Origin of the sequence: Paenarthrobacter sp. 4246, from assembly GCF_040546855.1 — a bacterium.
In the GTDB taxonomy this organism is placed as follows: Bacteria; Actinomycetota; Actinomycetes; order Actinomycetales; family Micrococcaceae; genus Arthrobacter.
Window position 1 is genome coordinate 84,223 of sequence record NZ_JBEPOP010000014.1, and the last position, 21,639, is coordinate 105,861.

The window sequence follows — 21,639 nt, forward strand, 5'->3', positions numbered from 1 at the left end:
TGCAATGTGCGCTTGGCGGGTTGTTTCTGTAGAATTGTCTTTCAGTTTGCAAGCGGAGTTCTCTCCCACCCGCGTCAGCCGTTTCCCCTCGGGGACAGGATCCCTTTCGGGACAAGAGGTTGCCGGGTACCTGGTCGGACACGTGGGTGGCACAGCCACCCATAGTGCGTACTTCCCGCAAGGGGAGTGCAGCCGATCTTCGAGGCCTTCGATTGCACCAGCAATTGGGGGCCTTCTCTATTTGCCGGTGATATCACCACAACCACAGGAGCTTTAACATTAGCGAGCCAAGAATCAATGAGCGTATCCGCGTCCCCGAGGTGCGGTTGGTCGGCCCTGCCGGCGAACAGGTAGGAATTGTCCGCATCGAGGACGCCCTGCGTCTTGCTGCCGAATCCGATCTCGATCTCGTTGAAGTTGCCCCGCAGGCTAAGCCTCCTGTTTGCAAGTTGATGGACTTCGGCAAGTACAAGTACGAGGCTGCAGTCAAGGCCCGCGAAGCCCGCAAGAACCAGACCAACACGGTTCTGAAGGAAATTCGCTTCCGCCTCAAGATCGACAAGCACGACTACGAAACCAAGCGCGGCCACGCACTTCGCTTCCTCGGGGCCGGTGACAAGGTCAAGGCCATGATCCAGTTCCGCGGTCGTGAGCAGCAGCGTCCGGAGATGGGCATCCGCCTGCTCCAGAAGTTTGCTGAAGATGTTGCCGAGGTTGGCATCGTTGAGTCCAGCCCGCGCATTGATGGCCGCAACATGGTCATGGTGATCGGTCCGCTGAAGAACAAGGCTGAAGCGAAGGCAGAAGCCCGCCGTGCCGCCCAGCGTGCAGAAGCCAAGGCCCAGAACGAGGCCAAGGCGTCGGGACACGTGGACACCACTGGTGACCAGGCTCCGCTGACGCAGACCTTGGGTGACCTTCTTCCGGCCGGCCTGCTTGCTGGCCAAGCCGAGACCACGCAGGAAACTGTGGAGGCTCCCGAGGTTGAAGCGCCCGTTGCCGAAGAGGCTCCGGTTGTTGAAGAAGCCCCGGCAGTTGAAGAGGCAGTGGCAGTCGAGCAAGCTCCTGTTGCAGAGGAAGCTCCGGCGCCTGTTGTCGAAGAAGCTCCCGTAGTCAAGGAAGCCCCGGCTCCCAAGGCTGAACCGGCCAAGACAGCACCTGCAAAGGCTGCACCGGTTGAAAAGGCTCCGGCAGCGAAGGCTGCACCGGCCGAAACGCCGAAGCCTGTGGTTCCGGCCGCTCCGAAGCCCGCGGTTCCTGCGGCTCCGAAGCCCATGGCCAAGCCGGCAGCTCCCAAGCCGGCAGCTCGGCCCGCGGCCCCCAAAGCCGCGCCGAAGCCTGCTTCACGCAAGACCAACTAACTAGTTCAACGCCGCAGAGGCTCCGCCTCTACCGGCAAGCAACCAGCATGCAGGCCCTCGCAGGCCGGCTGCGCGAAAGAATCGCGGATTCGTCCGTGGATACGTAAGGAGATCGGTTCCCATGCCGAAGATGAAGACCCACAGCGGTGCTAAGAAGCGCTTCAAGCTGACCGGTACCGGCAAGCTGAAGCGTCAGCAGGCCAACCGCCGTCACTACCTGGAGCACAAGTCCTCCAGGCTGACCCGTCGCCTCGCCGGCGACAAGCTCGTCTTCAAGGGCGATGCCAAGGTCATCAAGAAGATGCTCGGCGTCTAAGTTCCAAGTTCTTTGGTTGCTGCCATCCGGCAGTGGCCGACTACACCAAAAGCCTTCTCAGGCCGGCCGGGTTTCCGGCAGTAGCAGCTTGGGATAAAGATTTCTGAAGGAGTACGCACGTGGCACGTGTGAAGCGGGCGGTAAACGCCCACAAGAAGCGCCGGGTTGTCCTCGAACGCGCCAAGGGTTACCGCGGTCAGCGTTCGCGCCTGTACCGCAAGGCCAAAGAGCAGCTGCTGCACTCGTTTGTGTACAGCTACGGTGACCGCCGTAAGAAGAAGGGTGACTTCCGTCGCCTCTGGATCCAGCGCATCAACGCTGCATCCCGCGCCAACGGTCTTACCTACAACCGTCTCATCCAGGGCCTGAAGGCCGCTGAGGTTGAGGTTGACCGCCGCATGCTGGCCGAGCTGGCTGTCTCTGACGCCAACGCTTTCGCCGCTCTGGTGAACGTTGCCAAGGCTGCACTTCCGGCTGACACGTCCGCTCCGGCTGCCAAGGCCGTAGCTGCTCCGAAGGCTGCAAAGGTTGCTCCGGCTGCCGCTACGGCAACGGCTGTCAAGGCTGTCGTTTCCGAGAAGCCGGCCATCGATGGCGCAGTTGCCGCTGATGGCGACGAGGCTCCGGAAGGCTACGCCATCAAGGGCAACGCCGAGTCCAAGAAGTACCACGTTCCGGGTTCCACCTGGTACAACACCACCGCTGCTGAGTACTGGTTCTCCACCGTTGAGGCTGCAAAGGCTGCCGGCTTTGAGCCTGCAGGTGGCGAAGCTCGCCAGCAGATCAAGAACTAGTCGCAACAGCCACTAAAGTTCTTTATATGAACGAAACCGGGCGCCCGCAAGACTTTTCGATGACCAACCCCCGAGCTGATCGGGTAAGGGATGTCGCCAAGCTTGCCGGGCGCCCGGCGCGTTTAAAACGCGGACGCTTCCTGGTGGAGGGTCCGCAGGCGGTACGCGAGGCGTTGAGCCTGCACCGTGAGCGCACAGCGGCGGGAGGCTCCGCCGTCGTGCATGAAGTTTTTGCCAGCGAAGCGTGCCTGGACCGTCTTCCGGAACTTGCAGACCTCGCGGAGGGAACGCCGCTCCGGCTGGCCAGCGACGAAGTCCTGGCAGCCATGGCGGATACGGTGAACCCGCAAGGGATTGTGGCCGTGTGCAGTTTTGTGGACGTCACCTTGGAATCAGTGCTCGACGCCGGTCCGCGCCTGATCGCGGTCATGTGCCAGGTACGGGACCCCGGCAACGCCGGCACGGTCCTTCGCGCAGCGGATGCCGCCGGCGCCGATGCCGTGGTCCTGACAGGCTCCAGCGTGGACATCTATAATCCCAAAGCTGTCCGATCCACCGTAGGTTCCCTGTTCCACCTCCCAGTGGTGCTTGGAGCCGATGTTGAGGATCTGGTGGAGCGCTGCAGGGAGCGCGGGATCGGTGTCCTGGCCGCGGACGGTTACGGGACCGTCAACCTGGACAAGCTTCAGGACGAAAATGCTGCCCGGAGGCTCGGGAATGGTGCTGTAGCCTCTGAGTACGCTCTTGAGGCGCCTACTGCCTGGCTGTTCGGTAACGAGGCGCAGGGTTTGTCAGACGCCGAGCTGTCGCTCGCTGACCACCGCGTGGCTGTGCCGGTCTATGGGGCAGCTGAGAGTCTGAATCTGGGCACAGCAGCTACCGTGTGCCTCTACGCCAGTGCACGCTCCCAGCAGGGCGCCATAGTGGGGAACGTGTAAACAGCGCGTCGCTGGTTTCGGCAGTTTGCGCGAGATGTACCGATGACCACTCTTCCTGGCGCAGGACGCGGTACCAAAGCGATGGTGGCGGTTATCGCCGCCCGGCACAAGGCCTGGGAAAGTTCCAGCACCCGCACGGCATCGAAGGTCAGCTGGCAAGCGGCCGTTTGCGCTCCAGCAGGCCGCTGAGCAGGGCCACGCCCAGGCCCAGAACGGCCAGTACCGCGCCCACAAGGGCAGGCGCTACGTAGCCCCAGCCCCACGCGATCACGGTGCCGCCCAGGAAGGCTCCGAGGGCATTGGCGATATTCAGGGCCGAGTGGTTCAGCGAGGACGCCAGGGATGCAGCTCCCGGGGCCGCGTCCAGAAGGCGGGTCTGCAATGCAGGGGTCAGCATCGAACCGACGCCGCCCACAACGAACGCCATGATGAAGGCCGCCCAGGCCCAGTGCGCCGCAATGGCGTAGACCACCAAGGCTACGGCGATGCCTGGCATGACCCAGTAGATGGTGCCCATGACGGACTTGTCGGCGATGCGTCCGCCCACGATGTTGCCCACCACCATGCCGAGGCCGTAGAGGGCCACGACAGCTGGTATGAGGCTCTCGGGGATTCCTGCCACGGATGTCATGGTGTGGGCGATGTAAGTGTAGACGGCAAAGAACCCGCCGAAGCCGATGATGCCGATGAGCAGGGCCAACCACACCTGCAGGCGCTTGAGGGCGCCAAGTTCACGACGGATGCTGGCATCGGGGTGTGCTGCTTCGAAGGGCACGAACTTCCACACCATGGCAACGGTCACTAGTCCGATGGCACCAACAATGATGAAGAGTAGCCGCCAGCCAAAGGTTTGTCCCACCCAGGTGGCCAAGGGCACGCCGATAACGTTGGAAACTGTGAGCCCGGCCATCACCATGGAGATCGCCCATCCGCGCTTGGTTGGAGCAACGAGCCCGGCGGCGATGACGGCGGCCACGCCGAAGAAGGCTCCGTGCGGAAGGCCCGAGGCGAAGCGGGAGAGCAGCATGAAGCCGTAGTCCGGTGCGATGAAGGATGTCAGGTTCGCCAGTGAAAGGAACAGCATGAGTCCCAAGGCGAGATGCTTCTTGGGGAGCTTGGCCCCGAATGCGGCGAAGATCGGTGCGCCGATGACCACGCCAAGGGCGTAGGCCGAGATTAGGTTTCCTGCCTCGGGCGTGCTGATACCGAGTCCCTCCTCCACTTCCTTCAGGAGGCCCATCATGGCGAACTCGGTGGTACCTATGGCGAACCCGCCCATGGCCAACGCCAGGATGGCCAGGCCAAGGTGGCGCCTTGTTGCTTTAGCGGCGGTGGGCGGGGACGTGGTGGTAGTCATAAGCCTATTTCTTGAGGGTGCCTTGTGGGCTGGGGGAATGCGGAGAAAATCCGATAACAAGTTTAGTCCCGTGGCTTGTCGTTGACGCAGGAATGTGACGATGCCCATCAAGCGGCCGCCCCTAGACTGGGGGAGTGACTGCACTGATAAGCGTTGTTGGCGCTGCGATCGTCGACTCCCTTGAAGCACCCACCCGCCTTCTTGCTGCGCGCCGCTCGGCACCGCCGCAGTTTGCCGGTATGTGGGAATTCCCAGGGGGCAAGGTGGAGGCCGGCGAGACTGCCGAGGCCGCACTGCACCGGGAACTTGCCGAAGAGCTTGGCATTGCGGTTCAGCTGGGACACGAGTTGGAGTCAGGTCAACCGGAAGGGTGGGTCCTCAACGAACGGGCCGCCATGCGGGTCTGGTTTGTGGAAATGACAGCTGGCGAGCCCGCTCCGCTGGAAGACCACGACGAACTGCGGTGGGTGTCACTGATGGGCGGTAAAGAAGCTCTGAGCCTTCCCTGGATCCCGGCGGACTTCCCCATTGTCCGGGCTCTGCTTGACCGCGTAGTTGCACCTGCCTAGCAGGGTCACGTCAGAAGAGCGGCTGCTGTTCAGGAAGTGTGCCGGCGCCCACCTCGGGTGCGGAGGCCCCCTGTGCCGGACGGGCGTTGCGGTGGCTGAATCCTGAGGTTCGGGTGTAGCCGTACTTCGCTTTGAAATGGGTGATCCGGCCGGTCAGCCAGGTGCTGTATTCCTTGGAAACGTATGAGCCTTGGCCGTAGAGGCGGCGGTACTTGCCGACGAGTTCGGGGTGCTGGGCCGCCAGCCACTGCATGTACCACTCCCGCGTTCCCGGCTTAAGGTAGAGGGCTCCTGCGGTGACGCCCGTGGCGCCGGCTTTGGCCAGTTCGCTGAACAATGAATCGAGGGCTTCGTCGGAGTCGGTCAGCCACGGCAGGATGGGCATTGCCATGACGCCGCAACCCAGTCCGGCGTCCCGGAGCCGGGAGATCAGTTTGAGCCGGGCCCTGGGGGAGGGGGTGCCGGGTTCCACGAGCTCGGCGAGATCTTCATTGGTCATTGCGAGCGAGATCCCGAGGTCCACGGGCACCATGGTGGCAGCGTGCTTGAGCAGGGGGATGTCCCGTGCCAACAGGGTGCCCTTGGTCAGGATGGAGAAGGGTGTGCCTGAGTCTGCCAGTGCACGGATGATTCCGGGCATCAGGGCGTAGCGGCCTTCGGCGCGTTGGTAGGGGTCGGTGTTGGTCCCCAAGGCCACTTGGTGCCTTTCCCATGAGGGTTTGGTGAGTTCCCTCCGGAGGACTTCGGCGGCATTGATCTTCACCACCACCTGGGAATCGAAGTCACGCCCGGCGTCGAACTCCAAATAGGTATGACTCTTGCGGGCAAAGCAGTAGACGCACGCGTGGCTACATCCGCGGTAAGGGTTCACTGTCCATTCGAACGGCATGGCAGAACCCGAAGGCACCTTGTTGAGCACTGACTTTGCGGTGACCTCATGAAAGGTGACTCCGGAGAATTCGGGTGTTGAGATGGAACGCACCAGCCCGGCCAGCGGCAGTAACGCATCCATGGCCGGGGCAGGGCCTGGAGCTGCAGAGCCGCCGTCGTCGGACGCCGGTCCACGGTTAGGTGACAGTGCTTGTGCGTCCCATCTCATGAACTCCATTCGAAGGTATGTTCGAATGAATGTCAAGGACGCCCACAGCGAATTGTGGAAAGCCGAGGGCCAAGCGTTGCTAAGGTTGGCCCATGATTCTGCTGACTGGCTTCGAACCGTTCGGCCAGGACGAAGTCAATCCTTCCTGGCATGCCGTGCGCCGCGCACAGGACATTCTCCGGGCTGAGGGCTTGGAGGTCGAAGCCCGGGAACTGCCGTGCGTCTTTGGTGAGTCGGCCACGGCACTCAGCGAAGCCATGGCCACCATCAACCCTGATCTTGTGATCTGTGTGGGGATGGCCGCTGGCCGCGCACGGATATCCCTTGAACGCGTGGCCATCAACTGCGATGACGCACGGATCCCCGACAATAAAGGCCAGAAGCCTGTGGACGAGGAAGTGGTCCCAGGTGGGCCGGCGGCGTACTTCTCCACCCTGCCCATCAAGGCCGCGCTGCGGGACCTCCAGATTGCTGGAATCAAGGGCGAGGTCTCGCAGTCGGCAGGAACCTACGTCTGCAACCACCTCTTCTACGCGTTGATGCATCTGCTGGCATCGACCCCAACCATTCGCGGCGGTTTCGTACACATCCCTTGTCTCCCGGAACAGGTGTCCCCGGAAAGCGGTACCCCGTCCATGCCGCTGGAATCCATGGCGGAGGGTCTGGCCGTCGTGGTACGGACGACGCTACAGACGAGGGTGGACGCTGCCTTGAGTGCCGGCGCCATCCACTAGAGAAGTTCCCATTCCACGGCGACGCTGGCCGTGACGGAGGATTCTCCGGCTTCAACGGGCAGTGATTCAGTGGAGTACGATGCCCGGACCATCCCGCCCAAGGGGATGGGGGTGCCATGGACGGGCTCCTGGGCAATGGATTTCACCTGCCCCAGCCGGGCAGAAGCCAGCGATGCGTACTGTTGGGCACGTGCCAATGCGTCCAGCCAAGCCGCTTTCTGCGCCTGTGCGGTCACCGAGGTTGCATCGGCGAAGCCTTGTTCGATGCCATTGATCCTGATGTCGTCACCACCGGCCGCTACGGCGGCGGCGATGGCTGCCGGCGCATCCGCGTGTGAACGAATTCCCACCTGCAGGGTGGTGGACGCTACATACGCCGTGACCTTCTGGCCTTGTCCTTCCACCCACACCAGATCGGCCCGCAGGTTCAGGCCGCTGGTCCGCAGGTCGACGTCCGTGACGCCGGCTTCCCGCAAACTGGCCGTGACAGCGCCGGCCGCCCTCCCGGCGTCGTCGTAGGCCTTGGCGGCAGTGTCCCGGCGCGTTTCCACGCCCAGCGTCAACGTGACCAGGTCCGGAACTGCTGTGGCGCTCGCAGTCCCCGTTACAGTGATGGTGCGTTTCATGAGGCCTCGATTCCGTTGCCGGCAGGTCCGTCCTGCCGATGGTGGTCAGTGTCAATGTATCCGCCCGCCGCGAGGCCGGCCTGGCGCTCGAAGAAGTTGCTCGAGCCCGGATTCCCGCTGCGCAGCATGGACCACGCCGCGGCGACGCCGTAGAGGGCAAGGAACGGAAGTCCCAGGCAGTAGGCGTACTGGGTGCTGTGCTGCTCCTCATGTCCCAAGAGCACGGAGTTCGTTCCGGCAACGCCATGGGGCGCCCGGTACAGGATCACGTTCCCCAGCGTGAACGCTCCGGCGTGGGGAAGTTTCCAGCCATACCCGGCTGCTATCAGGAGGCCGCGTGGCCCGCGGGTCAAGGTGCTCCGGGACGCAGCGGCTACCGCGAGTCCCAGTGGTGTAGACAGGTTTACGACGTTGGCGATCTGCCGCAGGCGTTGCGCGGGAGTCATGAAGCCATGCTAGACCTGCCGCGTATGGCACGGCATGAGCGGCAGGGATACGCTGTTCGAGCACTCATCGGTGCAGGGGAATGAATGGGGGAAGAAACGCGATGAACATTAAACGCGCCGTGGGCGTGGTGGGTGTCCTGCTTGCCGTCATGGTGGCTTTGACCGGCTGCGTCAAGCTGAACATGTCCGTCAAGGTGAACAACGAGAAAAGCGTGGACTACGAGGTTGTTTACGCGATCCAGAAGTCGGTACTGGGCGATAAGTCCTTTGAAGAATTCATGGAGTCAAACGGCAGTGGCAGTGGCAGCCAGGAGATGGACATCCCGGAAGGTGCCACCGTGGTGGACTACGAGGACGAAAAGTACAAGGGCAAGCGGATCACAGCCGCCAATCTTGACCCTGCGAAGCTCGCCGAGTCGTCCAGCTCCGAAAATCCTTTCGAACTCAAGAAGGAGGGTGACTTCTATGTCCTCTCCATGGGCGGCGTGACCGGGATGGACAGCAGCGATCCCCAGGCTTCCAGCATGGCAAAGTCAATGTTTGACGAAGCCACGGTCAAGTTCACGTTCCCCGGCAAGGTCGTCGAAGCCACGGGCGCCACTGTGGATGGCAACACTGCCACCTTCGACATGCTGTCCATCAAAGAGACTGCGGTCCAGGCCAAGGCCGAAGCCAACGCCGGCGTTCCCATGTGGATCATCTGGATCCTGATGGCCGTGCTGGTGATCGCCGCTGGGTTGGTGCTCCTGTTCGTACTGCTGCGCAGGAAGTCAGCGCAGCAAACGCCAGCGCTCGCAGGCGCTGCACCGTACGGCCAGCCGGGCTATGCTCCCCAGCAGGACGCATACCCCCGGCAGCCAACGCAGTCACCCCAAGCGGACTGGGCAGGGCAGGGCTACACCCCGGGCGCGCCGCCGGCCCAGGTCCCGCAGCCGCCTGCTCAGCAGTTCCCCACGCAGCAGCAGCCTGCGACGCCACCCGTCCAACGGAACGATGACGGCCAGTCTCCACCGCCGCCAATGGCACCGCCCGCTTAGGGCGTCGCAGAACCCGTGGCGACTTCCGTCGTCGTGCCGTTCACATAGCGGGACGCGTCTTGATGGGTTAAATCCCGTCCGTGACGTTCAACTAGACTGAAGGGTAGTGCCTGCCGTCCGCGGCGAGCACTGCCCTTTCGTTTTGCAGGCCTGCCTTGCCGGCCGCTCCCTACTCGTAGCTAAGAACAGTAGATGACTGACACTTTGCCAGGCGCTGCCATCCCGAATCCGCTGGATGAAGCCGCCATCACCGCCGCCGTCGAGGACGCCATTGCCGCAATCGCGGCTGCTTCCTCCCTTGATGAACTCAAGGCTGTCCGCCTCGCCCACACCGGCGAGAAGTCGCCACTGAGCCTCGCCAACCGTGAAATCGGTGGGCTTGCCAAGGAGCACAAGGCCGCCGCCGGCAAGCTCATGGGGTCCTCCCGCGGCCGCGTCAACCAGGCGCTCGCAGCCCGGACCGTGGTTCTCGAGGCCGAGAACGACGCCCGCATTCTGGTCGAAGAAACCGTTGATGTGACGGCCGCTCCGCGACGTCGTCGTGCAGGTGCACGTCACCCGCTGTCTACGTTGCAGGACCGCGTCTCGGACATCTTCGTTGGCATGGGCTGGGAAATCGCCGAAGGTCCCGAGGTGGAGTCGGAGTGGTTCAACTTTGATGCGTTGAACTTCAAGCCGGACCACCCGGCCCGCGAAATGCAGGACACGTTCTTTGTTGAGCCTCCTGAGGCTCACCTGCTCATGCGCACGCACACGTCGCCTGTCCAGGTTCGCTCCATGCTGGAACGTGAAGTTCCCATCTACGTGCTGTGCCCCGGCAAGGTGTTCCGCACGGATGAGTTGGACGCCACGCACACGCCTGTCTTCCACCAGTTCGAGGGACTGGCGATCGACAAGGACCTCAGCATGGCTGACCTGCGCGGCACGTTGGAGCACTTCGCCCGCCAGATGTTCGGCGACGAAGCCTCCATCCGTCTGCGCCCCAACTACTTCCCGTTCACGGAGCCTTCCGCGGAACTGGACATCTGGCACCCGGGCGCCAAGGGTGGCCCGCGCTGGATCGAGTGGGGTGGCTGCGGCATGGTCAACCCCAACGTCCTCCGTGCGGCGGGCATCGATCCGGACATCTATTCAGGTTTTGCCTTCGGCATGGGCATTGAGCGCACGCTCATGTTCCGCAACGAGGTCGGCGATATGCGCGACATGATCGAAGGCGACGTACGTTTCAGCGAGCACTTCGGGATGGAGATCTAACAGTGCGTATCCCACTTTCCTGGCTGCGTGAATTCGCGCAGGTTCCGGCCGATGCAACGGCCGAAGATGTTATGGCGGACCTGGTCAAGGTCGGCTTTGAAGAAGAAGAAGTCCACCGTCCGACGGACGAGCTCTCCGGGCCCATCGTCGTGGGCCAGGTCCTGAGCCTGGTCAAGGAGCCGCAGTCCAACGGCAAGACGATCAACTGGTGCCAGGTCCGCGTCGTTCCCGAGGGACAGGAACAGACGCTCAAAGGTGAGGGCATTGACCCTTCCGGAGTTCAGGGAATCATTTGCGGTGCCCACAACTTTGTTGAGGGCGACAAGGTGGTAGTTACCCTTCCCGGAGCTGTTCTGCCAGGAAACTTCAAGATCTCAGCCCGCAAGACCTACGGTCACCTGTCCGCGGGCATGATCGCTTCCGTCCGAGAACTGGGCATCGGCGACGACCACGACGGCATCCTGGTCCTCTCCCGCATCGGCCTCGATCCGGAAATCGGCACGGACGCCATGGAACTCCTTGGCCTCTACGACCAGGCCGCCGAAATCAACGTGACCCCTGACCGCGGCTACGCGTTCTCGATCCGGGGTGTCGCCCGCGAGTACGCCCACGCCACGGGAACCTCGTTCGTGGATCCCGCGTCCAAGGTCAATGCGCCGGCTGCCCTGCAGGGCGGCTATGGCGTCAAGCTCAACGACGACGCCCCGATTTATGGCAAGCCAGGCTGCGACCGCTTCGTGGCCCGCACGGTACGTGGTGTGGACCCATCACGTCCCACACCGCCGTGGATGTCCGCGCGCCTCCGTCTGGCCGGCGTTCGTTCCATCTCGCTGCCGGTTGATATCTCCAACTACGTCATGCTCGAGCTGGGACAGCCTAACCACTGCTACGACCTCGACAAGCTCGCGGGCGACATCGTGGTGCGTCGTGCAGTGGCGGGGGAGAAGATCACCACCCTCGATGACAAGGAGCGCACGCTCGACGTCGAGGACCTGTTGATCACCGATGACTCGGGCGCCATTGGCATCGCCGGCGTGATGGGAGGAGCCCACACTGAGGTGTCGGATTCCACCACCAACATCCTGGTGGAAGCCGCGCACTTCGACGAAGTGTCGATCGCCCGCTCCCGCCGCCGCCACAAGCTGCCCTCCGAAGCCTCCAAACGCTTCGAGCGCGGCGTCGACTGGCACGTTGCGAACATTGCTGCCCAGCGCGTGGTTGACCTTTTGGTTGAGCTTGCCGGTGGAACGGCAGATGAGACGGGGACCGACGTTGGAACCGCCCCTGATGCGGTCACCATTGAACTGCCGGCAGAGTTCGCTTCCGCGCGTATCGGCATCGACTTCACCGAAGAGCAGATCATCACGTCCCTTGAGGACCTTGGCGCTGTGGTTGAAAAAACTGCCGCCGGTTACAGGGTCACGGCTCCCAGCTGGCGCAATGACCTCGAAACCAAGGAAGACCTGTCCGAGGAAATCGCGCGCCTTGTCGGCTACGACAACATCCCGTCCACCCTTCCGGTGGCGCCTCCAGGCCGTGGCCTGAGCCGCAGCCAGCAGCAGAAGCGCCGGGTCGTCCAGGCCTTGGCGGATGCAGGGCTCACCGAGGTGCTGTCCTACCCGTTCGTCTCCAAGGCAGCCAACGACACCTTTGGCGTTGCTGCTGAAGGCGGTGCGCGTCCGGCGCTCAAGCTCGCCAACCCGATCAGTGAGGAACACGGCTACCTGCGAACGTCCATCCTTCCGGGCCTGATCGAGGTTGCCCGCCGGAACCACTCACGCGGCTTCCGTGACCTGGCTGTGTACGAGGCGGGTTCGGTCTTCCTGCCCGGTGACAAGCTCGGCACGGATTCCATCCCGCCGTTGGGCGTCAAGCCTTCCGATGAGGTTCTGGATGCGCTGTACGACGGCGTCCCGCCCCAGCCGCTGCACGTCGCGGCTGTCTTGACGGGCCACGATTCTCCGGCTGCCGCTACCCACACACCGCGCGTCTGGGACTGGGCGGACGCTGTTGACGTGGCACTCCTCATTGCAGATGTTTTGGGTGTCGAGCTGGTCGTCAGCCAGGGCAGCCACCAGGCATTCCACCCCGGCCGTGCAGCTCAACTGGCGCTGCGCAATGGCGACGTCGTGGGCTACGCAGGAGAGTTGCACCCCAAGCTCCTGGCGGCTCAGGACATGCCCGCACGCTCCGTGGCTCTGGAGGTCAACGTGGAAGCGTTGTTCGAAGCCGCTGCTGACGTGATTGTGGCCAAGCACATCTCTGGATTCCCCGTCGCCACGCAGGACGTCGCCTTGGTGGTTCCGCAGGATGTGGCGGCAGACCTGGTCCTCTCCGCGCTGCGTGAAGGCGCCGGAGAACTCCTCGAAGACGTGGCGCTGTTCGACGTCTACGCGGGTCCCGGCATCGAGGAGGGCAAGAAATCGCTGGCTTTCGGCTTGCGTTTCCGTGCGGACGACCGCACGCTGACGGCGGATGAGGCTTCGGAGGCCCGAGCGGCTGCCGTTGCCGTTGCGGCCGAGCGCTTCGGAGCAGTCCAGCGCTAGCACTCCCTGTATCGAGTGAATCCCCGGGACCTGATGGTTCCGGGGATTTTCTTTTATTGAGATTGAGCTCCCAGCATCTTGACAGACTATTCATGCATGTATGACAGTTTTGTCATGCACATGTGAAGCATGTGTATCACATCCCTCGCACGGCTCTTCTCTGAGCCGTCCCTTGAAAGGTACCCATGAAGAAGCAGAACGTTGCTTTGCTTGTCGGAGCTGCAGTGATGGCTCTGACGTCCTCGCTTGGTGGAGCCGCAACCGCGTCAGAGTCGACGCCGCAGGCAGCCGCCGCCGAGGTCCAACCTGTATCGCACACGGTAGACCCTTCGCAGACGTCCGGTTCCGCTGCATCACCACTGGCTGACAAATACTCGATTGCCGCACCGTCGAAGAACGGAGGGGCCTCCACCGACTCAGTGATCGGCGCTGACGGCCGTGTCCGCATCACCAACACCACAGCTGCGCCCAACCGCTCGATCGTTCAGATTGAGTTCAACGGCGGCTACATCTGCTCCGGTGCTTTGATCTCCGACGATACCGTGCTGACGGCAGGACATTGCGTCCACGAAGGCGGAACTGGTTCGACGGCTGATTACTCCTGGGGCGTGAAAGTGGCGCCTGGTCGGAATGGATCGACGGATCCTTACGGTACGTGTGGTGCCACTCAGCTCCTGACCGACCAGCGCTGGATAGACTCGGCGAACACCAACGCCGACTGGGGCGTCATTAAGCTCGACTGCACCATCGGCAACACCACCGGCTGGTTGAACTACACCGGCACCACCGCCAGCCTGAATGGCACCAACGTGACCGTTCGTGGCTACCCGGGAGACAAGGCCTTCGGCACCATGTGGTCCATGACCGGTCCCATCGAGAGCACCACCACGGAGAAGGTCTACTACAAGATGGATACCTTTGGTGGGCAGAGCGGTGCACCCGTCTACAACAGCTCCAACACCATCATGGCTATCCACACCAACGGCGGAAGCTCCAACTCGGGCACCCGCATCACGCCCACGCTGGCGAACTACCTGACGTCGGTGAAGTAGCCCAACTGAGTTAACCCACCCAACAAGTGTTCCCCTCAGTGAGATCCTGGCTGAGGGGAATGCGGCTGAGTGAGGCGAGTGGCGCCGTCTACAGACAGCGACTCGGCGTGGAACGTCGTAGGGGAGGGCTACAGTAGTGATGGGCAGCGTGATAGGAGTTCTGATGAAGTACTCGAAGGTCAAAGCCGGACTCATCGCCGGCGCTGCATTCCTCGTAGCACAGTTCATTTATCAGGTTGTTCTCGCTGCACCTTACAATCTCGGAATCAGCCTCGTTATGGCGGCCATCGTCGTGGTGGGATCTGTCCTGGGCTGGCACGTGATGAACCGTCGAAGGAGTGGGCTGACAGGCGACGTTTAGCTGGGGGAAGGGGTCGGACCAGCTGTTTGTCCAGAATGCTGGCTTCGACTCACGAGCAAAAGTGCAAGGAAGGCCGAGATGGACAGCCCGGTGCTTGAGCTGCGGAAGCTCAGTGACGTGCCCGGCACAGGCGGTCAGATTCAACAACTCGGCCCGCCCGCCCTCGAACGTGCCAACAGCTTGGCCAAACCCGAGGATAAGGAAGATTTCGTTGCCGGTCGGATCGCGCTGCGGCACTTCGCCGCTTCGCTGCTCGATGTCGAGCCCACACGCCTCGTGCCGGAGTATCACTGCCCGCAGTGCGGCCCCGGCCAGGACCATGGTCGCCCAGGGTTCATGCTCGACGGCGGCCCCGCACCTGTGGCGCTCAGCGCCTCCAGGGCGTCGGGCTGGGTGCTGCTGGCCGGCGTCGTGCATGCTCCCGAAGAGCTACGGCTGGGAGTGGATCTTGAATCGACCGGCAAAGCAACCTTCGAAGGCTTCGACGACGTCGCGCTGACCGCAACCGAGAAACGCTTCCTGTCCACCATCCCGGACCAGGAGCGAGATAGTCAGCGCGCCCGACTCTGGGCACGCAAAGAGGCGTGGCTGAAGATGACAGGGGAGGGCCTGAGGCGCAACCCCGCAGAGCTGGATGTGCTGGACCTGCCCGGCCTGCGGGATGTCACGGAAAGGGCACTGCCTGAGGGTTTGGTAGCCGCCCTGGCACTCGGCTAGCGCGCTGAAGGCAGCGCGGGAAGCGCAGCCTCGTAGAGCCATGGCCGAAGGATCGACGCAGCATCAAAGCCTGGAATGAACGAGTCTGCGGCGTCAATGAACGCGTCCGTGGACACTGAGCTGTGCCGGTTGGTGGCAGTCCAGTGCTGCAGGAACCCAAAGAAGGCCTCGTCCCCAGCTGCCATCCGCACCGCGTGAACGGCAAGGGCGCCGCGCTTGTAGACGCGGTCGTCGAACATCAGCTCAGGGCCGGGGTCTCCGACCAGCAGATCCTGGGGCCCGGCGTCGAGCCTCTTCCATGCAGCCGTTGCCCGCGCAGTAACGGTCATGGTCCGGGATTCTTCGGACCACAACCATTCCGCGTAGCAGGCGAATCCTTCATGGAGCCAGATGTCTTTCCAGCTGCTGACGGTCAGCGAGTTGCCGAACCACTGGTGGGAGAGCTCGTGGGCGATCAGGCGCTGGGAATCCCAGGCGTCACGCATGTGGTTCCGGCCAAAGATGGAGACGGTCTGGGCTTCCAACGGGATTTCCAGTTCGTCTTCAGTGACTACCGAGGTGTAGTCCGTGAACGGGTAAGGGCCAAAACAATCCTCGAAAGTGCGCATCATGTCCGGCTGGCGGCGCAGGCCGTGAAGGGCATCCACCGCCATCTCGGGCGTGACTGCCACGAACTGCGGCACCCGGTGATGGGTGTCGTCAACGTGCAGGGGAACCTTGACGTACCGACCGATCTGCACGGTGGCGAGGTAGGTGGCCATGGGTTCAGCGTGTTCGTAGACCCAGGTCTCCCTGCTCGACTTGCGGGAGTGGGAGATCAACGTGCCGTTGCACACCGGCCGGTAGTTGTCGTCTGTGGTAATGGAGATGAGGAAGCTGGACTTGTAGCGGGGATGGTCATTGCAGGGGAACCAGGAGGCCGCACCGTTGGGCTGGCCGGCCACCAGCACGCCGTCGTTCAGTTCTTCCCAGCCGACATCACCCCACAGGCCGCGGCGCGGCTGGGGATTGCCGTCATAGCGGATCTCCACAGAGAACTGCTGACCGGGCCTCAGTGGCGACGCCGGGTTGAGCACAAGGTGTTCGGCCCTGTGGCTGAACTTCTGGAGCTTCTTGCCATCCAGCTGGACCTTGCTGGCCCGCAAGCCCACCAGGTCCAGGACGATCTGCGTCAGGGGTTCCAAAGCTGTGCATCGCAGGACCGCCTTGCCGATCAGCTTGTTGCTGCCCAGCCTGACATCGAGATCCAACTCGTACCGGTCCACACGATAGCTGGTGCTGCCGTGGTCCAAAGTGTAGGGGTCGGCTTCGGTCATCGGGGTAGGGATTGGTACGGTCATGATCCGTCCAATCTACTTGAGGCGCGGCGCTTGTGCTGACGGACCCACCCACGGGCTCACCGGGTTGCCCATCCAGTACGTTCCGGCCGGCACTGTCTCACCACGCATAACCAACGACGCCGGACCAACAGTTCCGCCGTCGCCGATGCTGGCGGCGGGGAGGATGACGCCGTGCGGACCCATGGTGGCTCCGTTACCGAGCATTACTGTGTCCATGCTCATCACGCGGTCGTGGAAAAGGTGCGTCTGAACGACGCAGCCACGGTTGACGGTGGAGTTCTCACCGAGCGTCACGAGGTCAGCTTCGGGCAGCCAATAGCTTTCACACCAGGTTCCACGGCCGATCTTCGCTCCGAGCCCGCGAAGCCACCACACCAAGGCGGGAGTTCCGGCGGCCGATCGGGCAAACCACGGGGCGCTCACCATTTCGATGAAGGTGTCCACCACCTCGTTGCGCCAAATGAACGAGCTCCAGAGGGGGTGTTCCCCCGAGCGGATGGTCCCCACCAGAACCCATTTGGCCACGATGGAGCTGAGCGCTGCTACTGCTCCTGCTGCCAGCATCACCACTCCACCCAGGACCGCCGCAATCCAATAGCCCCACCCGCGCGCGATCCAATCCAGCACCAGCATCACGCTGACCGCGATGGCCACCGTAAGGATGACCGGTATCAGGCGGCAAAGTTCCCAGAGCGCCCTTGCAATCTTCAGCTTGAGGGCCGGGCGGAAGGTGCGGGTCTGATCGGCATCGACGGCGGTACGGCGCAACCTGACGGGGGGACTGCCAAGCCACGAGGTCCCCGACTTTGCCTTGGCGGGCGTGGCAGACAGCACCGCTACGAGGGAGTTCTTGGGCACGTTGCGTCCCGCGGCGGTCATTCCTGAGTTACCCAGGAAGGAGCGCTTTCCGATTTTGGCCGGCGCGATCTTCATCCAGCCGCCACCAAGTTCGTAGGAGGCCACCATGGTGTCGTCAGCCAGGAAGGCGCCGTCGCCGATGGTGGTCATTTTCGGAACCAGCAGGACGGTGGAGGCCTCTACGTTTTTGCCTACCTTGGCACCGAGGAGTCGCAACCAGAGAGGCGTGAACAGGCTCGCATAGACCGGGAAAAGGAGGTCACGTGCCATGTCCAGGAGTCGTTCGGTAGCCCAAACCTGCCACCCGATGCGGCTGCGCACCCGGTAGTAGCCCTCTTTCAGGCCCAAACCGAGGAGCCTGGCAACAATCAGGATGAGGACAAGGTTGCCCAAGAACCACACGAGGGCCGCCAGAGGAACGGCCAGGGCGATCTGTGGAAGCGCTGTCTCCAACGACTGGTGGCCTCGGATGAATGCCAGGACCACCAGGGCGCCGGCGAACGCCGAAACATAGGGGATATGAGCCAGCAAAGCCGAAGCGCTGGCAAAGGCGGATAGCCAGAGCCGGTCAATCGCTGGCCGCCTGGTGGTTGTTTCCGGCCATTCGTGCTTGGCTTTTCCACGGCGCTCCGCTGGGGAGCCGGCCACGAGGTGTCCGGCTTTCACTTTGCCCAGCACAGCGGATCCAGCGTCAACGTGGGCGCCCGCGCCGATGGTCGCTCCGGGCATCAGGGTGCTTCGGGCGCCGACTACTGCACCGGCTCCCACATGGATCTGGCCGATGTGGACGGAGTCACCGTCAACCCACCAGCCGGAAAGGTCCACTTCGGGTTCGATGTTGGCTCCGCTGCCCAAGGACAGGAGACCGGTGACCGGGGGAAGCGAGTGCAGGTGGACGTCCTTGCCGATCTTGGCTCCGAGGGCCCGTGCGTAGTAAGGGACGAACGGGGCGCTGGCCAGGCCGATGGCGCCCGACAGATCTTGTATTTGCTCGGCCAACCACAATCGCAGATGGGTCTTGCCTGAACGCGGGTAGGTGCCGGGTTGGATCTTGCCAAGCAGCACCTTGGCTGCAACCACTGAGATCGCCATCCGGCCAAGGGGGCTGACAAAGATCAGCCATGATGCCGCGATCCACCACCACGACACCACGGGTGCGGCGGCAAAGCCGGCGAAATCTGCCAGCAGCCTGTTGGCGGCCATGAGGTAGGTGAGCCAGCGCATGCCCACCAGGATGTGCAAGGGCACGCCCATCAGGACTTGGAAGACCTGCGACTTCAAGGCGGTAGGACGGACGGTGCGCTCAGCTGCGGGCCCCGCCACGCCGCCGTCGGGGAGCGATTGCCGGGCGGCGTCGATCAATGCGCCGACGCGCGGCGTGGCATAGATGTCCGCCACCGTGATGGTGGGGTAACGGACACGAAGGGCGGAAACGAGTTGGGCCGCAGCCAAGGAACCGCCACCGTAGGCGAAGAAATCGGCGTCGAGGGAACTGACGGGACTGCCCAGCACCGCCTCCCACTGCTCAACCACCCAACGGGCGTCATCGGGCAGGTTCAGCGGGGCGTTCCCTGCCTCGGCTGCACCGGCTCCTGCCAGCGGCCACGGCAACGCATGACGGTCGACTTTTCCGCTGGTCTTGGTGGGTAGCGAATCCACCACGGTCAGCAGGGGGATCAAGGCAGCCGGAAGGCTTTCGCCCAGCAGGCGGCGGGCCTCGTCCATGGAGAACTCATGGCCATCAACGGGGGCCAGGTATCCAACAAGTATCTGGTTGCCTGCGGCTGTGGTCTGCACGGCCGCTGCTGCGCCGGCGACACCAGGCAAAGACTGCAGTGCCGCGTCCACCTCGCCCAGTTCGATCCGGCGTCCACCCAGTTTCACCTGTTCGTCGGCGCGGCCCATAAAGACCAGGCCTTCGGCTTCGAAGCGCACCAGGTCACCCGAGCGGTAGGCCCGGCTCCATCCCAGCGTTGCCATCGGAGCGTACTTCTCGGCATCCTTGGCAGGATCGAGATAGCGGGCCAGCCCCACTCCGCCGATGATCAGTTCACCGACCTCACCTTCGGCCACCGGGATGCCCTGAGGATCGACGACGGCGAGGTCCCAGCCGTCCAGTGGCAGCCCGATCCGTACGGGGCCCCGTCCCCCCAGCGGAGCGGCGCAGGCAACGACGGTGGCCTCTGTGGGCCCGTAGGTGTTCCAGACTTCACGGCCGTCCACCGCCAAGCGTTCAGCGAGTTCGGGCGGGCATGCTTCACCACCGAAAATCAGGAGGCGGACGTTTTCGAGTGCTTCGGCAGGCCACAAGGCAGCGAGGGTGGGCACAGTGGAAACCACGGTGATGCCGTGGTTGATGAGCCACGGACCGAGGTCCATGCCGGTGCGAACCAACGCTCGTGGTGCCGGTACCAGGCAAGCACCGTGGCGCCAGGCAAGCCACATTTCCTCGCAGGAAGCGTCGAAGGCCACCGAAAGGCCAGCCAACACCCGGTCCTGGGGTCCAATGGGCTCAGCTTGAAGGAAGATCCTGGCCTCGGCGTCAACAAACGCTGCCGAGGAGCGGTGTTGGACAGCGACGCCCTTGGGGGTGCCTGTGGATCCCGAGGTGAAGATGATCCAGGAATCGTCGTCCGGTCCGGGAGTGGCGGGCGCGGAAACGGGTTCCCGGGCCTCGCCGGAAAGCTGGATGTCCAGGCCCGCAGCGACAATGGCGCCCACCTTGGCTTCGCCAAACACCAAGCGGGCGCGTTCGTCGGGGTCGTCAGCATCCACGGGAACGTAGGCAGCCCCCGCCATGAGGATTCCCAGGATCGCGATGTAGAGCTCGTTGGTGCCGGACGGGATGCGGACGCCGATCTTGTCGCCGCGGCTAAGACCTGCCGCATGGAGCTGGGCGGAAAACCCGCGGACGGCCTTGAGGAGATCGGTGTAGCTCAGGGACTGGTGCCCGTCGTCCAGCGCCGAGGCCTCAGGGAACGACGATGCGGTCTCTGTCAGGATGTCAACGAGGGTGCGCTCGGCCGGGGCGGCGGCGCCTCCCGGTAGCTGGGGACGGTATGTGGTCAAGGCAGGGGTATGCCCGGCCCCCAAAGGATGTTCTGTGCTCACGACGTCAGCTTTCCGCAGAAAGATGAACAAAAGGTGTCTGACGTTTCCTGCGCGTCAAGCTGTGTTCCACTGCTGTTTGCCTGCACGTCACTGGGTGTTGGGAACCGGGCATGGACAGGTTAAGGAACCAGAAGGACTTTGCCGGTGGTTCGGCGGCCTTCAAGGTCCCTGTGCGCTTGCGCTGCCTCGGCCAAAGGGTACGTTGCGCCCACCCTGACCGCGAGGGTGCCGTTGGCGGCGGCGTCGAAAATCTCGGCTGAACGCCACCTGCGTTCCTGGGCGTTCTGGACGAAGTGCGCCATGGTGGGCCTGGTCAGCGTCAGCGAACCTGCAGCGTTCAAACGCTGGGGATCGAAGGGCGGCACCGGGCCGGAGGCCGCACCGAAGAGCACCATGGCACCCCGGATGCGCAGGCTCTTCAGGGAGTCATCGAAGGTGTCCTTGCCGACGCCGTCGTACACCACGTTGACGCCCTCGCCGTCGGTCAGTTCACGGACCCTGTCAGCGAAGCCCTCGTAACGGAGTACTTCATCGGCGCCAGCAAGCGTGGAGAGATCGGCCTTCTCATCAGAGGACACGGTGGTGATCACACGGGCTCCGCGGGCCTTCAGCAGTTGCGTCAACAGCAGACCAACGCCACCTGCGCCTGCGTGGAGCAGAACGGTGTGGCCCGGCTCTACCCGGAACGATGAGTTCATCAGGTAATGTGCGGTGATGCCCTGCAGCGGCAGGGCTGCGGCGGTGTGATCGTCGACGCCGTCAGGAACCGGAAGTGCCTTGGCCGCCTCCACCACGGCGTACTCCGCGTACGTCCTGGACCCCTCAGCCGTGGCAACCCGGTCGCCAACGGAAAATTCTGCGACACCTTCGCCTACGGACTCCACTGTGCCGGCGGCTTCGGCGCCTGGGGTGAAGGGGTATTCCACCTTGTAGGTGCCGCTGCGTTGGTAGGTCTCAATGAAATTGACCCCGGCAGCTGCGACCTTGATCAACAGCTGGCCGGGGCCAGGTTTCGGTATTTCCACAGATGCGTATTCGAGGACCTCAGGTCCTCCGGGCTGCTGTGCAACGATGGCGTGCGTCATGGTGGCTCCTCACTCCGGGGCGGTCCTTCCGGGGCCCG

The 21,639-nt window shown here is 63.3% G+C and carries 19 protein-coding genes; 12 read left to right on the plus strand and 7 right to left on the minus strand.

The window, feature by feature from the left end; all coding sequences use genetic code 11:
- Nucleotides 1-320 precede the first annotated feature (320 nt).
- The 4 genes from infC (at nucleotide 321) to ABIE35_RS20770 (ending at nucleotide 3,409) form a co-directional block, all read left to right on the plus strand.
- Complete coding sequence (gene infC / locus ABIE35_RS20755; RefSeq protein ID WP_502921404.1) at nucleotides 321-1,361, plus strand: translation initiation factor IF-3; 1,041 nt, start codon at nucleotides 321-323, stop codon at nucleotides 1,359-1,361.
- 121 nt (nucleotides 1,362-1,482) lie between these two features.
- On the plus strand, nucleotides 1,483-1,677 hold the full coding sequence (rpmI, locus tag ABIE35_RS20760; RefSeq protein WP_011774324.1) for a 50S ribosomal protein L35: 195 nt from the start codon (nucleotides 1,483-1,485) through the stop codon (nucleotides 1,675-1,677).
- Nucleotides 1,678-1,796: 119 nt separating this feature from the next.
- Nucleotides 1,797-2,471: a 50S ribosomal protein L20, sunset domain variant gene (rplT, locus tag ABIE35_RS20765; protein ID WP_089594417.1), complete on the plus strand. Its 675-nt coding sequence runs from the start codon at nucleotides 1,797-1,799 to the stop codon at nucleotides 2,469-2,471.
- Between the two features lie 26 nt (nucleotides 2,472-2,497).
- The gene (locus ABIE35_RS20770; RefSeq protein ID WP_354517772.1) at nucleotides 2,498-3,409 is read left to right on the plus strand and encodes a TrmH family RNA methyltransferase; all 912 of its coding nucleotides are present in this window, start codon (nucleotides 2,498-2,500) and stop codon (nucleotides 3,407-3,409) included.
- A 148-nt stretch (nucleotides 3,410-3,557) separates the two neighbouring features.
- On the opposite strand, the gene ABIE35_RS20775 is transcribed toward ABIE35_RS20770, so the two are convergent.
- The gene (locus ABIE35_RS20775; RefSeq protein WP_354517773.1) at nucleotides 3,558-4,766 is read right to left on the minus strand and encodes an MFS transporter; all 1,209 of its coding nucleotides are present in this window, start codon (nucleotides 4,764-4,766) and stop codon (nucleotides 3,558-3,560) included.
- A gap of 134 nt (nucleotides 4,767-4,900) precedes the next feature.
- Here ABIE35_RS20775 and ABIE35_RS20780 point away from each other — a divergent pair, with 134 nt between their 5' ends.
- Complete coding sequence (locus ABIE35_RS20780) at nucleotides 4,901-5,335, plus strand: (deoxy)nucleoside triphosphate pyrophosphohydrolase (protein ID WP_354517774.1); 435 nt, start codon at nucleotides 4,901-4,903, stop codon at nucleotides 5,333-5,335.
- A 10-nt stretch (nucleotides 5,336-5,345) separates the two neighbouring features.
- Here the strand turns inward: ABIE35_RS20780 and ABIE35_RS20785 are convergent, their stop codons facing one another.
- Entirely contained in the window at nucleotides 5,346-6,434 is a 1,089-nt protein-coding gene (locus tag ABIE35_RS20785; RefSeq protein ID WP_354517775.1) for an Rv2578c family radical SAM protein, read from the minus strand.
- A gap of 92 nt (nucleotides 6,435-6,526) precedes the next feature.
- On the opposite strand from ABIE35_RS20785, the gene pcp reads away from it, so the two are divergent.
- Nucleotides 6,527-7,168, plus strand: a complete 642-nt coding sequence (gene pcp, locus ABIE35_RS20790; RefSeq protein ID WP_354517776.1) for a pyroglutamyl-peptidase I — start codon at nucleotides 6,527-6,529, stop codon at nucleotides 7,166-7,168.
- On the opposite strand, the gene ABIE35_RS20795 is transcribed toward pcp, so the two are convergent.
- On the minus strand, nucleotides 7,165-7,794 hold the full coding sequence (locus ABIE35_RS20795) for an SIMPL domain-containing protein (protein WP_354517777.1): 630 nt from the start codon (nucleotides 7,792-7,794) through the stop codon (nucleotides 7,165-7,167). The genes pcp and ABIE35_RS20795 overlap by 4 nt on opposite strands.
- On the minus strand, nucleotides 7,791-8,240 hold the full coding sequence (locus ABIE35_RS20800; protein WP_354517778.1) for a hypothetical protein: 450 nt from the start codon (nucleotides 8,238-8,240) through the stop codon (nucleotides 7,791-7,793). The genes ABIE35_RS20795 and ABIE35_RS20800 overlap by 4 nt, the downstream gene beginning before the upstream one ends.
- Before the next feature lie 101 nt (nucleotides 8,241-8,341).
- Here ABIE35_RS20800 and ABIE35_RS20805 point away from each other — a divergent pair, with 101 nt between their 5' ends.
- The 6 genes from ABIE35_RS20805 to ABIE35_RS20830 all read left to right on the plus strand — a co-directional run bounded on the left by ABIE35_RS20805 (nucleotide 8,342) and on the right by ABIE35_RS20830 (nucleotide 15,207).
- Complete coding sequence (locus ABIE35_RS20805) at nucleotides 8,342-9,277, plus strand: LppM family (lipo)protein (protein ID WP_354517779.1); 936 nt, start codon at nucleotides 8,342-8,344, stop codon at nucleotides 9,275-9,277.
- 192 nt (nucleotides 9,278-9,469) lie between these two features.
- Nucleotides 9,470-10,531, plus strand: coding sequence for a phenylalanine--tRNA ligase subunit alpha (pheS, locus tag ABIE35_RS20810; RefSeq protein ID WP_354517780.1), 1,062 nt, complete (start codon nucleotides 9,470-9,472; stop codon nucleotides 10,529-10,531).
- A gap of 2 nt (nucleotides 10,532-10,533) precedes the next feature.
- On the plus strand, nucleotides 10,534-13,077 hold the full coding sequence (gene pheT / locus ABIE35_RS20815; protein WP_354517781.1) for a phenylalanine--tRNA ligase subunit beta: 2,544 nt from the start codon (nucleotides 10,534-10,536) through the stop codon (nucleotides 13,075-13,077).
- Nucleotides 13,078-13,262: 185 nt separating this feature from the next.
- Nucleotides 13,263-14,129, plus strand: coding sequence for a trypsin-like serine peptidase (locus ABIE35_RS20820; RefSeq protein ID WP_354517782.1), 867 nt, complete (start codon nucleotides 13,263-13,265; stop codon nucleotides 14,127-14,129).
- Nucleotides 14,130-14,292: 163 nt separating this feature from the next.
- Nucleotides 14,293-14,490 carry a hypothetical protein gene (locus ABIE35_RS20825; protein WP_354517783.1) on the plus strand — a complete coding sequence of 66 codons (198 nt, stop codon included), beginning with the start codon at nucleotides 14,293-14,295 and terminating at the stop codon, nucleotides 14,488-14,490.
- Nucleotides 14,491-14,568: 78 nt separating this feature from the next.
- Complete coding sequence (locus tag ABIE35_RS20830) at nucleotides 14,569-15,207, plus strand: 4'-phosphopantetheinyl transferase family protein (protein ID WP_354517784.1); 639 nt, start codon at nucleotides 14,569-14,571, stop codon at nucleotides 15,205-15,207.
- Here the strand turns inward: ABIE35_RS20830 and ABIE35_RS20835 are convergent.
- The 3 genes from ABIE35_RS20835 to ABIE35_RS20845 all read right to left on the minus strand — a co-directional run bounded on the left by ABIE35_RS20835 (nucleotide 15,204) and on the right by ABIE35_RS20845 (nucleotide 21,601).
- Nucleotides 15,204-16,547 carry a M1 family metallopeptidase gene (locus tag ABIE35_RS20835; RefSeq protein ID WP_354517785.1) on the minus strand — a complete coding sequence of 448 codons (1,344 nt, stop codon included), beginning with the start codon at nucleotides 16,545-16,547 and terminating at the stop codon, nucleotides 15,204-15,206. The two genes, ABIE35_RS20830 and ABIE35_RS20835, sit on opposite strands and share 4 nt — an antisense overlap.
- A 12-nt stretch (nucleotides 16,548-16,559) precedes the next feature.
- The gene (locus ABIE35_RS20840) at nucleotides 16,560-20,516 is read right to left on the minus strand and encodes a Pls/PosA family non-ribosomal peptide synthetase (protein ID WP_354517786.1); all 3,957 of its coding nucleotides are present in this window, start codon (nucleotides 20,514-20,516) and stop codon (nucleotides 16,560-16,562) included.
- A gap of 119 nt (nucleotides 20,517-20,635) precedes the next feature.
- Nucleotides 20,636-21,601, minus strand: a complete 966-nt coding sequence (locus ABIE35_RS20845) for a quinone oxidoreductase family protein (RefSeq protein WP_354517787.1) — start codon at nucleotides 21,599-21,601, stop codon at nucleotides 20,636-20,638.
- Nucleotides 21,602-21,639 lie beyond the last annotated feature (38 nt).